Genomic DNA, 13,078 nt, shown 5'->3' on the forward strand with positions numbered 1-13,078 from the left:
TTATATCCAAGCATCCCCCCCAGAGCGACCATGGTGCTCACGTTCCGGCGCAAAAATCCCCAAGATGTAAATCGTTTGCCTGTTTATTGAACCGAAGGGGGCGCCCCCACCTGATCAGGCAAAGTGCCAGCTGCGGCTGGGGGTGATGATCTGGGGGAGCGGCACGTCCCACTGCTCCCGGGGGACGGCATCCACCTGCTGGCAATCGTGGGCGAGCCCCAGGGGTCTTGGGCCGAGCTGGTGCTCGTGCCAGCAGGCGAGGGTGCGATCGTAGTAGCCGCCCCCCATGCCGAGGCGGTTGCCAGCCTCATCGAAGGCCACCAGCGGGGTGCAGATGATGTCCAGCATGCTGTGGGGCAGTACCTGCTGCACGTCGAGCTCGGGCTCGGCGATGCCGTAGCGGTTGCGGGTCATGGGGGTGGTGGCGGTGTAGCGCAAGAAGAGCAGGTGACCCGGGGTGAAGGGGTGCAGCACCGGCAGGTAGACCTCCTTTTGCCGGGCCCACAGCCAGTGGATGGCGGGCAGGGGATCGAGCTCCCCGTCGTTGGCCAGATAGAGGGCGATGCGCCTGGCCGCGAGGATGCCGGGGTGTTCCTGGAAGCGTTCGACCAACTGCTGGGCCGCCGCCTGCTGCTCGGCCTGACTCAGGCTTTTTCTGCGCTGGCGAATGAGCTGGCGCAGGTTCTGGCGTTCGGGTTGGGTATCCGGCATGGGGACTCCTGGGCAAAGGTGGGCTGGCGCTACCTTAGCAAGGGGCCGACGGGATGAAAAGCCGATGGCGGGGCCGCCAGCCGGGCGGCCCCTGAGGTCGGGCGTCAGGAACGGTGGGGGGCGGGAGCCACTGCCCCCATCTGGTGCTTGAGAAAGACGGCCACGATGGCGGCCAGGGCCAGCGCCATGGGGTAGAAGCTCATGCTCACGACCAGGATCGGCGAGAGGGCGAAGATGGAACCCAGCAGCAGCGCCTGGGCGCCCCAGGGAATCAGCCCCTGCACCACGCAGGAGAAGATGTCCAGCATGGAGGCGGCGCGGCGCGGGGTGACCCCGTGATGGTCCGCCAGGTCCTTGGCCACCTTGCTCGCGACTATGATGGCCACGGTGTTGTTGGCGGTGCACAGGTTGGTGAGGCTCACCACGCCGGCGATGCCGAGCTCGGCCGCCTTCTCGTTCTGCTCGCCATCGTGGTGGCGGGTGAAGCGGGCAATCAGGGCGGCGATGCGCTCACTTATCCAGGCGAGCCCCCCCTGGCGTTCCATCAGGGCACCCAGACCGCCGATGAGCATGGAGAGCAGGAAGATCTCCTGCATGCTGGTAAAGCCCTGGTAAATGTCCTTGCTGAACTGGCCGAGGGAGTAGCTGCCAAGCAGCCCCACGCCACCGGCCGCCAGGATGCCGAGCCCCAGTACCATGAAGACGTTCATGCCAGAGAGGGCAAGCACCAGGATCAGCAGATAGGGCGCGACCTTGAGCAAGTCCGCCCCGGCGGTGGGGGCCGGCGCTTCACCGGTGGAGCCCAGCACCAGATAGAGCAGGATCACCAGCACGGCGGCGGGGGCGGCAATCTTGATGTTCTCGCGAAACTTGTCCTTCATCTCGCAGCCCTGGCTGCGGGTGGCGGCGATGGTGGTGTCTGAGATGATGGAGAGGTTGTCCCCGAACATGGCGCCGGAGAGGATGGTCCCCGCCATCAGCATCGGATCGATGCCGGCGGCCTGGGCGACGCCCAGCGCCACCGGTGCCACGGCGCCGATGGTGCCCATGGAGGTACCCATGGCGGTGGCAATGAAGGCTGAGATGAGGAAGAGCCCCGGCAGCAGGCACCAGCCCGGAATGAGGGAGAGGCCGAGGGCGACCGTGGCATCCACCCCGCCGGTGGCCTTGGCCACGGTGGCGAAGGCGCCCGCCAGCAAATAGATGAGGCACATGGCCATGATGTTGCTCTCGCCCACCCCCTTGAAGAAGGTCTCGAGGTTCTTGTTGAACCCCTCGCGTCCCATCAGCAGGGCCAGCATGACGGCGGGCAGGGCGGCAACGGGGGCGGGGAGCTGGTAGAAGGCGAACTCGACCCCCTGCAGGGTCAGCCAGGTACCGGTACCGATGAAGAGGGCAAGAAAGACCAGAAGGGGCAGCAGGGCTCTGGCACGGGGTTGGGTCTGGATCATGTGTTCCTCGAAACTTGAACAATGACCTCCTGTCGTTGCCTGTGGCGCCTCCAGGGCGGGCACAGGGCGGGCATCCTGCCACCATGGGGGGCCAACAGTAGTGAGTCGGCCCGCCCGGGTCAAGATAGCCGTCCAGATGGATAGGGCTTTTTACTTCGTGATTCTGACTTGTCTGGTTATTCCGTTATTTATTCTGTTTTTAATGAATTTATCGTTTAAATGTCGGGGTGGTTTGGAGGGCCAGATCGGGCTTTTCAAAGGGGACGCGGGCTGGTAAAACGGTCTCTTTCCATAATAAAGAGATGAGAGGGTGGAGATGGACAATCCGATCCGTGTGGCCGTGATGGGCTGTAATGGTCGTATGGGCAAGGTGCTGCTGGAGGCTATCGCCAACGCCGAGGGCGTGGTGGTGGGAGCGGCGCTGGAACGACCGGGCTCTGCCGTGATCGGTCTGGATGCGGGTGAACTCAACGGCCTGGGGCGCCTTGGCGTCATCATCAGCGACAGTCTGGAGAAGGTGAAGGACGAGTTCGATCTCATCATCGACTTCACCCGCCCCGAGGTGACCCTGGCGAATCTCGCCTTTGCACTGGCGCATGGCAAGCAGATGGTGATCGGCACCACCGGCTTTGACGAGGCGGGCAAGGCGGCCCTGCACGAGGCCGGCAAGCAGATCGGCATCGTCTTCGCCTCCAACTACTCGGTCGGGGTCAACCTGGTGTTCAAGCTGTTGGAGCAGGCGGCCAGGGTGATGGGGGAGTACACCGACATCGAGATCATCGAGGGGCACCACAGACACAAGGTGGATGCTCCGTCCGGCACCGCGCTCTCCATGGGGGAAGTGGTGGCGAAAACCCTGGGCCGGGATCTGAAAGAGTGCGCCGTCTATGGCCGTGAAGGGATCACCGGTGAGCGGGATCGCAACACCATCGGCTTTGCCACCATCCGCGCCGGCGATCTGGTGGGGGAGCACACCGTCATGTTCGCCGACATCGGCGAGCGGGTCGAAATCAGCCACAAGGCCTCCAGCCGTCTGACCTTCGCCAACGGTGCAGTGCGGGCGGGCAAGTGGCTCGGCCAGCAAGGGGCCGGTCTCTATGATATGCAGGATGTGCTCGGTCTGAAATAAACCGTCTTCAGGGGGAGTGCAGACTCCCGTACTGGTTGCCAAACCCCGGTCCGCCGGGGTTTTTTGTCACTTTTTTGTAGAAATGAGCCTTAATCATCACTTTTTGAGTGAACCTCGCTAAATCCTGCCATTCTTACAAGCCTGCCACCCTCTTGCGACAAAAATGTCATCAAGGGGTAACGGGTTTGGGTCTCAATATTCCCCTGCGGGGGCATTTCGCCTTGATGTGAAATAGACTAAAAATGCAATCCAAGAAAAACGTTTTCTATTCTTGGTGTTCACTTTTCTGGCTTCAAATGGTGTTTTTGCTGTTGTGTTGTTTATTTTTTAATTTTCTATCTTGCTGTTTATTAAGTGGTAAATTTGGTTTTTTGTACGTTGCATGGCATCGGGCGCTGCTTTGTTGTCTGTGTTTGGCTTTTCTTTTTGAAGAGGGGGTTGCAAAGCGAGTGAGTGCATAGATAATGGGTAATGTTGCTTGTTTATTGAATTTAGATGCATTTCAAACGAGAAAAGACGTTGAAATGAGATCGTTTTTAAGTAGAATGCGCCCAATTTGCCAGAAATCTGCCGGGTTCGAGTCCTGTCAAAGACCGGAACCGAGCCCGCAACACCCAGGTAAATTGCTGAATTTAAAGCTAAATAACTGGAGGTTGTCTTGAATCACACTGCATTGCTAGTGCTGGAAGATGGAACTGTGTTCAAAGGCGTGTCGATAGGCGCCGAGGGATGTTCCGTTGGTGAAGTGGTTTTCAACACGTCGATGACGGGTTATCAGGAAATCCTCACAGATCCCTCCTATTCCCGTCAGATCGTTACCCTCACTTACCCCCATATAGGCAACACCGGCACCAACAGCGAAGATGAAGAGTCCAGTCAGGTCCATGCTCAGGGCCTCATCATCCGGGACCTTCCGATACTGGCCTCCAACTTCCGCAATCAGCAATCCCTCTCCGATTACCTCAAGTCCCACAACATCGTTGGCATCGCCGACATCGACACCCGCAAGCTGACCCGCATCCTGCGTGAAAAAGGCGCCCAGGCCGGTTGCATCCTGGCCGGCAAGCAGCTCGATGAAGCCCATGCCCTCGAACAGGCCCGCGCCTTCCCCGGTTTGAAGGGGATGGACCTGGCCAAGGAAGTGACCGTGAGCGAATCCTACAGCTGGACTGAAGGCAGCTGGCAGCTCGGCAAGGGTCACGTCACCCCGGCGGCCGATGAGCTGAAATACCACGTGGTGGCCTACGACTTCGGCGTGAAGCGCAACATCCTGCGCATGCTGGTGGACCGTGGCTGCCGCCTGACCGTGGTGCCGGCCAAGACCCCGGCCGCCGAGGTACTGGCGATGAACCCGGATGGCATCTTCCTCTCCAACGGCCCCGGCGACCCCGAGCCGTGCGACTACGCCATCGAAGCTATCAAGGCTTTCCTTGATACCAGCACCCCGGTGTTCGGTATCTGCCTGGGCCACCAGTTGCTGGGCCTGGCCTCCGGCGCCAAGACCATCAAGATGAAGTTCGGCCACCACGGTGCCAACCACCCGGTGAAGAGCCTGGACGACAACACCGTGATGATCACCGCCCAGAACCACGGCTTTGCGGTGGACGAGCAGACCCTGCCCGAGTGCCTGCGTGCCACCCACGTCTCCCTGTTCGATGGGTCGCTCCAGGGCATCCATCGCACCGACCGTCCGGCCTTCAGCTTCCAGGGTCACCCCGAAGCGAGCCCGGGCCCGCACGATTGTGCCGGTCTGTTCGACCACTTTATTGAATTGATTAAGCAGTATCGCGCCTAAGAGGATAAAGAGAGCCATGCCAAAACGTAACGACCTACAGAGCATCCTGATCCTCGGCGCCGGCCCCATCGTCATCGGTCAGGCCTGCGAATTCGACTACTCCGGCGCCCAGGCGTGCAAGGCCCTGAAAGAAGAGGGCTACCGCGTCATCCTGGTGAACTCCAACCCGGCCACCATCATGACCGACCCGGAGATGGCCGACGCCACCTACATCGAGCCCATCACCTGGGAAGTGGTGCGCGAGATCATCAAGAAAGAGCGCCCGGACGCCATCCTGCCCACCATGGGTGGTCAGACTGCGCTGAACTGCGCCCTGGCGCTGGAGCAGCATGGCGTGCTCAAGGAGTTCGGTGTCGAGATGATCGGCGCCACCGCCGACGCCATCGACAAGGCCGAGGATCGCTCCCGCTTTGACAAGGCCATGCGCAGCATCGGTCTCGAGTGCCCCCGTGCCGGTATCGCCCACAACATGGAAGAGGCCTGGGGCGTGCAGCAGATGGTCGGCTTCCCCTGCATCATCCGTCCTTCCTTTACCATGGGTGGCTCGGGCGGCGGCATCGCCTACAACACCGAAGAGTTCGTGGAGATCTGCGAGCGCGGTCTGGATCTCTCCCCGACCAAGGAGCTGCTCATCGACGAGTCGCTCATCGGCTGGAAAGAGTACGAGATGGAAGTGGTGCGGGATCGCAACGACAACTGCATCATCGTCTGCGCCATCGAAAACTTCGACCCCATGGGCATCCACACCGGTGACTCCATCACGGTCGCGCCAGCCCAGACGCTGACCGACAAGGAGTACCAGATCATGCGCAACGCCTCCATGGCGGTGCTGCGCGAGATCGGCGTCGAGACTGGCGGCTCCAACGTCCAGTTCGGCATCAACCCCAAAGACGGCCGCATGGTCATCATCGAGATGAACCCGCGGGTGTCGCGCTCCTCTGCACTGGCCTCCAAGGCGACCGGCTTCCCCATCGCCAAGATCGCCGCCAAGCTCGCCATCGGTTACACCCTGGACGAGCTGATGAACGACATCACCGGTGGTCGTACCCCGGCCTCCTTCGAGCCGGCCATCGACTACGTGGTGACCAAGGTGCCGCGCTTCAACTTCGAGAAGTTCGCCGGTGCCAACGACCGTCTGACCACCCAGATGAAGTCCGTGGGTGAAGTGATGGCCATCGGCCGCAACTTCCAGGAGTCCCTGCACAAGGCCCTGCGTGGTCTCGAGACCGGCAAGACCGGCTTCGACCCCATGGTTGACCTGAACGCCCCCGACTCCCTGACCCGCATCCGTCACGAGCTGCAGGATGCTGGTGCCGAGCGCATCTTCTACATCGCCGACGCCTTCCGCGCCGGCCTCTCCATGGACGGCGTGTTCAAGCTGACCAAGATTGACCCCTGGTTCCTGGTGCAGATTGAAGAGTTGGTGAAACTGGAAGAGCAGGTGAAAGAGCGCGGCATGGCCGGTCTTGACGCCGACTTCCTGCGCGCCCTCAAGCGCAAAGGCTTTGCCGACGCCCGTCTGGCCAAGATCCTCGGCGTGGCCGAAGGTGAAGTGCGTAAATTGCGTGCCCGCCACAACATCTTCCCGGTCTACAAGCGGGTCGATACCTGCGCCGCCGAGTTCGCTACCAACACCGCCTACATGTACTCCAGCTACGACGAGGAGTGCGAGGCCAACCCCACCAACCGCGACAAGATCATGGTCATCGGTGGCGGCCCGAACCGTATCGGTCAGGGCATCGAGTTCGACTACTGCTGCGTACACGCGGCCCTGGCCCTGCGCGAAGACGGTTACGAGACCATCATGGTCAACTGCAACCCGGAAACCGTCTCCACCGACTACGACACCTCGGACCGTCTCTACTTCGAGCCGGTGACCCTGGAAGACGTGCTGGAAATCGTGCGGGTCGAGCAGCCCAAGGGCGTCATCGTCCAGTACGGCGGCCAGACTCCACTGAAACTGGCGCGGGCATTGGAAGCGAACGGCGTGCCGGTGATTGGTACCAGCCCGGATGCCATCGACCGCGCGGAAGATCGCGAGCGCTTCCAGTCCGCCGTCGAGCGCCTGGGGCTCAAGCAGCCGGAAAACGGCACCGTCACCGCCCTGGAGCAGGCCGTGCAACTGGCCACGCGCATCACCTACCCGCTGGTGGTTCGCCCCTCCTACGTGCTGGGTGGCCGCGCCATGGAAATCGTCTATGACGAGCAGGACCTGCGCCGCTACTTCGCCGAGGCAGTGAGCGTCTCCAACGAGTCGCCGGTGCTGCTGGACCGCTTCCTGGACGACGCTACCGAGGTGGACGTGGACGCCATCTGCGACGGCGTTGACGTGGTCATCGGCGGCATCATGGAGCACATCGAGCAGGCCGGTATCCACTCCGGTGACTCCGCCTGCTCCCTGCCGCCCTACACCCTGTCCAAGGCCATTCAGGACGAGATGCGCGAGCAGGTGCGCAAGCTGGCGCTGGAACTCGGCGTGGTCGGTCTGATGAACGTGCAGTTCGCGGTGAAAGACAACGAGATTTACCTCATCGAGGTGAACCCCCGTGCCGCCCGTACCGTGCCCTTCGTCTCCAAGGCCACCGGCGCACCGCTGGCCAAGATTGCCGCCCGCGTCATGGCCGGTCAGAGCCTGAAAGAACAGGGCTTCACCACCGAGATCATCCCGCCCTACTACTCGGTGAAGGAAGTGGTACTGCCGTTCGCCAAGTTCCCGGGTGTGGACCCGCTGCTGGGGCCGGAAATGCGCTCCACCGGTGAAGTCATGGGGGTGGGCAGCAGCTTCGCCGAGGCCTATGCCAAGGCGCAGCTGGGTGCCGGTCACCAGGTGCCGAGCGAAGGTCGCGCCCTCTTGTCCGTGCGCCACGGCGACAAGGAGCGGGTGGTGAACCTGGCCGCCAAGCTGCTGGAGCTGGGCTATGACCTTGACGCCACCCACGGCACCGCCGTGACCTTGGGCGAGGCGAGCATCAACCCGCGTCTGGTCAACAAGGTGCACGAGGGGCGTCCGCACATTCTGGATCGCATCAAGAATGGCGAGTACACCTACATCGTCAACACCGCCGAGGGTCGTCAGGCCATCCAGGATTCCAAGCAGCTGCGCCGCGGCGCCCTGCAGCACAAGGTGGCCTACACCACCACGCTGCACGCGGCCTTCGCCACCTGCATGGCCATCAGCGTGGATGCCACCGCCAACGTCAACTCGGTGCAGGAGCTGCACGAGAGGGTGAACAACCGCTAAGAGCACCGGCAGCACGCTGCCCGCTCGATGCACGCAAACCCCGCCAGCGATGGCGGGGTTTTTTTTATTGTCCGCGCCCGGCCACTCCCGGTGGGGGCGCCAGCAAGGAAGATGGGTGAGATGGCGGATAATGCATCATGGGTGGTGATACTCACCCCTTTATTGGAGATTCACTGCATCAATATTGCTGAATTGGCATGGCGGGGTGCAATCTTCGCAATCTCTCGCCCCCACGACCTCCCTATACTGGGTGCTCATACAAACAAGGTCGTCTGCGCCGACACACCAAAAGGTGGCGTGCGAGAGGATCAGCGCCCGCAGCCCGATCCGGCTGCCGTGGCCGGCCCCGGTGACCGACGGGGGCTGCAGGAAAACCGGTCGCGTGGTTACCGCCGCGCGACTCGTCAGGGACGGTGTTACCGCACCAACCCGCTTCCCCTCCTTGCCCCACCCGCCTGTCGGCCCGGTCGTCCGGCGCCTCGCCCATCCGTCAAGGGAATCTGAATATGAGCTTCGATCATCGCAAATACCGCCGTGCCCCCGTGATCAACCTGGCGGATCGCCAGTGGCCCAACCGGGTACTGGAGCGGGCACCGCTCTGGTGCGCCGTGGACCTGCGCGATGGCAACCAGGCGCTGGTCGAGCCCATGACGGTGGCCCAGAAGCTGCAAATGTGGGCGCTGATGACCCACATCGGTTTCAAGCACATCGAGGTGGGCTTCCCGGCGGCCTCCCAGCCCGACTTCGATTTTGTGCGCGAACTCATCGAGCGCAACCTCATCCCCGATGACGTCACCATCCAGGTGCTGGTGCAGGCGCGCGAAGATCTGATCGCCCGCACCTTCGAGGCGCTCAAGGGGGCGAAGCGGGCCATCGTTCACGTCTACAACTCGGTCAACCCGACCCAGCGCAACTATGTGTTCAACTCAGGCAAGGACGGGGTCAAGGCCATCGCCGTGCAGGGGGCGCGCTGGGTGAGGGAGTATGCGGCCCGCAATCCGGGCACCGAGTGGAGTTTCCAGTATTCTCCGGAGAGCTTCAGCAGCACCGAGGTGGAGTTCGCCGTCGAGGTGTGTGACGCCGTCATCGACGAGTGGCGTGCCGCTGCCCGTCCCATGATCCTGAACCTCCCCGCCACGGTGGAGGTGAGCACCCCCAACGTGTTTGCGGATCAGGTGGAGTGGTTCTGCCGACACCTCAAGGCGCGACCCGAGGTGAGCATCTCCATCCACACCCACAACGACAGAGGCTGCGGGGTGGCCGCCGCCGAGCTGGCGGTGCTGGCGGGGGCGGATCGCATTGAGGGCACCCTGCTCGGCAACGGGGAGCGCACCGGCAACATGGACATCGTCACCATGGCCATGAACCTCTACAGCCAGGGGATTGACCCCGAGCTGGACCTGTCCGACATGGATGCCATCGTCGCCACCGTGGGGGCCTGCACCCAGATTGCCCTGCACCCGCGCCACCCTTATGCCGGCGAGCTGGTCTACACGGCGTTTTCCGGCAGCCACCAGGATGCCATCCGCAAGTCTCTCGCGGCAGAAAAACCGGATCACTACTGGGACGTGGCTTACCTGCCCATCGATCCTGCCGATCTCGGTCGCAGCTACGAGGCGGTGATCCGCATCAATAGCCAGTCCGGCAAGGGAGGGGTGACCTATCTGCTGGAGCGTGACCTCGGTCTGCAACTGCCGCGCTGGCTGCAAATCGACTTCAGCCGCCGGGTTCAAGCCGAGGCTGAGGCGAGCAGCAGCGAAATCAGCCCGGAGCAGATCCGCACCCTGTTCGAGCAGCACTATCTTGAGCCGGCCCACGGCTATCGCATCGGGCGCTTCCAGCTCGGTCATGACAGTCAGGAGAGCCTGCGCCTGGAGTTGCAGACCCCCCACGGCACCCTGCAATTGTGTGGTGAAGGGGAGGGTGCCATCACGGCCCTGGTCAACGGCTGGCAGCGTCAGACCGGCATGCACATCGATGTGCTGGATTACTCCGAGCATGCGCTCACCGCCGGCACCGAATCCCGCGCCGCCGCTTATGTGCTGCTGAGCGTCGAGGGCACCCGGATGTGTGGCGTCGCCGTCGGTCGCGACGTGGTCAACGCCTCCCTGCAGGCGGTGATCAACGGCGCCGCCCAGCATCAGGCCCTGCGCCAGAGCGCCTGAGGCGGCACTGCCCGCCTGCCGTGAGGGCGAGCAGGGAAGGGCCGCCCACTCCGATGTCACGGCAGATCGCGCCGTCCCTGTTGCAACAATCCCCTGACCCATATGGTGAGGGGATTGTTTTTTATGGAAAAATCGGCCCACAATATCAGTGATTTGCCACCAGGAATGCCGTCGGGGTTCGCTGGCGATGGCAGCCAACGGCTGCCATTCGGGATAGAAGACATGCGCGCTTGGAGCCCAAAAAATGATGAAGACTCCCCTCAGGTTATCCGTTCACCCCGCCCGGTTCTTCTCGCTTCCTCCCTGCCGTCGTCTCGCGCTGGTGAGCCTGCCCTGTCTGCTGCTGCTGACGGGGATCCTGGATGGGGCCAGTTTTGATCCCCTGGCGGAGCACAACCTCTATACCGTCGGGGCTCTGGCCGAAGCGCTCAACGTGTTGACCCTGCTGTTCATGTTCTGGGTGGTGCAGTGTGCCCAGATCACCTTGAAAACCTATCTCTCCCTCACCGGCGGGCTGACCCTCTGGCTCGTCTCCGGCGTCATCGATCTGATGGATGAGGCCTATTTCCAGCCCTGGTGGCTCTCCACGGTGGAAGACAGCCTGCGCACGATCGGCATGCTGGCCTCGGCCTGGGGTGTGCTGCTGATGGTGCAGCAGATGTATGGCACCCAGATGCGGCTCTCCTCCCTTGCCATGTCAGACGAGCTGACCGGGCTCTCCAATCGCCGGGCGTTTCGCGCCGTGCTGGAGGCGCACGGAGAGGAGGGGACGCCGCTCCTGCTGCTGGATCTCGATCACTTCAAGCTGATCAACGATCGCTATGGCCACGCCATCGGCGACAATGTGCTGCGTGAATTTAGCACCCTGTTGCGCCAGCTCTGCCCATTGGATGGGGTGGTGGCACGCCTTGGGGGAGAGGAGTTTGCCATCTGGCTGCCCGGCATGACGGGCGACAAGGCCCGTACGCTGGCGGAGCAGATAAGGTGCGCGACCGAAGAGCTGGTCTCAGGTGACGGGGTAAGATTCACCGTGAGCCTTGCCCTGGGCATCAGCCAGAGCGGGGAGGGGGTGGATGCCCTGCTCCAGCGTACCGATCTTGCCCTCTATCAGGCCAAGCACCTGGGACGCAACCGGGTGGAGCTGGCGTGATGGCGCCAGGGGATGCCGCAGCCAGCGGGCCAGCAGGTTCATCCGCCTTCATCTTGTCAGACTTGTTCCCTACAATGTCCGCCTCCATGCATTCGAGCCCTCTCATTCGTGATGAGGGGCAGGTCCCGCTCTTCAGGAAGCCTTCATGATCCCCTCTCACTCCTTGTTTCATGCCCATTGGCGCAGGTTGTCACTGCTTACCCTTGCCCTGCTGTCGGGTTGTGCCAGCGAGCCTCCCGCCCCGACCAGCCCGGCGACGCCGGCGGGGCGCCCCATTCCCAAGGCGATGCAGCCGCAAAAACCGGCCGACATGAAGAGCCGTATCGTGCGCTTCCTTCCGCGCAACGTGGTGGACAAGCCGGGCTGGGCCAATGACGTGGTGACGGCGCTCACCACCCAGGGGCTGACGGTGAGCGATCACAATGTCTGCAGCGTGCTGGCGGTGGCGGAGCAGGAGGCGACCTATCAGGCGGACCCCGTGGTGCCCAACCTCAACAAGATTGCCTGGAAGGAGATCAATGCCCGGGCCGGCAAGCTGCTCATCCCCGAGTTCATGGTGCGCACAGCCCTCTCCATCCAATCCCCCACCGGCAAGAGCTATGCCGAGCGTATCGACAAACTTCGCACCGAGCGGGAGATGAGCGAGATCTTCGAAGACATGATAGGCAGCGTCCCCATGGGCAAGCAGCTCTTTGGCAACCTCAACCCGGTGCGCACCGGCGGCCCCATGCAGGTGAGCGTCGCCTTTGCCGAAGCCAACGCCCGTGGCTACCCCTATCCCGTGAAGGAGTCCATTCGCCACGAGGTGTTCACTCGTCGGGGCGGCATCTGGTTTGGCACCAAACACATCTTCGGCTATCCCGCCGACTACCCGGATACCCTCTATCGCTTCGCCGACTTCAATGCGGGCTGGTACGCGAGCCGCAATGCGGCCTTCCAGGCGGCGGTAAGCCGGGTGAGTGGCAAGCCCCTGGCCCTGGACGGGGATCTCATCCGCTACGACTCGGATCTGCCCGGCAAGACCGAGCTCGCAGTGCACAGCATCGCCAGCCGCGTCAACATGAGCAAGCAAGCCATTCACCAGAGCCTGAAGCTCGGGGACAGCAGCGACTTTGCCAAAAGCGATCTCTACCACAGGGTCTTCGCCCTGGCCGACAAACAGGCCGGGACACGGCAACCCCGCGCCATCTTGCCCGGCATCCAGCTAAAGAGCCCCAAGATCACCCGCAACCTCACCACCGCCTGGTTTGCCAAGCGGGTGGATGAACGCGAGCAGCGCTGCGTGCAGAAGATGGCAACGATCCGCTGATTTGCAGAAGTAACAAAGGCGGCCTGTATGGGGATGGTATTCACCTGACAGTTGCCCACAAAAGGGAGTGGTCATACGGCTTCAAACCGGATAACAAAACGGTACCCCTACCGTGTTATCCGGAGTC

General features: G+C 62.4%; 8 protein-coding genes. 6 read left to right on the forward strand and 2 right to left on the reverse strand.

The features are described 5' to 3' along the window. Positions 1-114: 114 nt before the first annotated feature. Both AB5Y89_RS03900 and AB5Y89_RS03905 read right to left on the reverse strand, forming a co-directional pair. Positions 115-711 (reverse strand): 5-formyltetrahydrofolate cyclo-ligase, encoded by a 597-nt coding sequence (locus tag AB5Y89_RS03900; protein WP_039040382.1) that lies wholly within the window; start codon positions 709-711, stop codon positions 115-117. A gap of 104 nt (positions 712-815) precedes the next feature. After that, entirely contained in the window at positions 816-2,162 is a 1,347-nt protein-coding gene (locus AB5Y89_RS03905) for a Na+/H+ antiporter NhaC family protein (protein WP_368222906.1), read from the reverse strand. A gap of 316 nt (positions 2,163-2,478) precedes the next feature. Here AB5Y89_RS03905 and dapB point away from each other — a divergent pair, with 316 nt between their 5' ends. The 6 genes from dapB to AB5Y89_RS03935 all read left to right on the forward strand — a co-directional run bounded on the left by dapB (position 2,479) and on the right by AB5Y89_RS03935 (position 12,951). Then, a complete protein-coding gene (gene dapB, locus AB5Y89_RS03910) occupies positions 2,479-3,291 on the forward strand; it encodes a 4-hydroxy-tetrahydrodipicolinate reductase (protein WP_010675190.1) in 813 nt (270 codons plus the stop codon). A gap of 658 nt (positions 3,292-3,949) precedes the next feature. Beyond that, a complete protein-coding gene (gene carA / locus AB5Y89_RS03915; RefSeq protein ID WP_010675189.1) occupies positions 3,950-5,086 on the forward strand; it encodes a glutamine-hydrolyzing carbamoyl-phosphate synthase small subunit in 1,137 nt (378 codons plus the stop codon). Between the two features lie 16 nt (positions 5,087-5,102). Next, the gene (gene carB / locus AB5Y89_RS03920) at positions 5,103-8,327 is read left to right on the forward strand and encodes a carbamoyl-phosphate synthase large subunit (protein WP_103242930.1); all 3,225 of its coding nucleotides are present in this window, start codon (positions 5,103-5,105) and stop codon (positions 8,325-8,327) included. Positions 8,328-8,833: 506 nt separating this feature from the next. Next, the gene (gene leuA, locus AB5Y89_RS03925; protein ID WP_041213099.1) at positions 8,834-10,492 is read left to right on the forward strand and encodes a 2-isopropylmalate synthase; all 1,659 of its coding nucleotides are present in this window, start codon (positions 8,834-8,836) and stop codon (positions 10,490-10,492) included. 244 nt (positions 10,493-10,736) lie between these two features. Next, entirely contained in the window at positions 10,737-11,642 is a 906-nt protein-coding gene (locus AB5Y89_RS03930) for a GGDEF domain-containing protein (protein ID WP_368222907.1), read from the forward strand. Between the two features lie 145 nt (positions 11,643-11,787). Next, complete coding sequence (locus tag AB5Y89_RS03935; protein ID WP_368222908.1) at positions 11,788-12,951, forward strand: DUF1615 domain-containing protein; 1,164 nt, start codon at positions 11,788-11,790, stop codon at positions 12,949-12,951. Positions 12,952-13,078 lie beyond the last annotated feature (127 nt).

Source organism: Aeromonas sp. s4 (genome assembly GCF_040907855.1).
Lineage (GTDB): Bacteria > Pseudomonadota > Gammaproteobacteria > Enterobacterales > Aeromonadaceae > Aeromonas > Aeromonas caviae.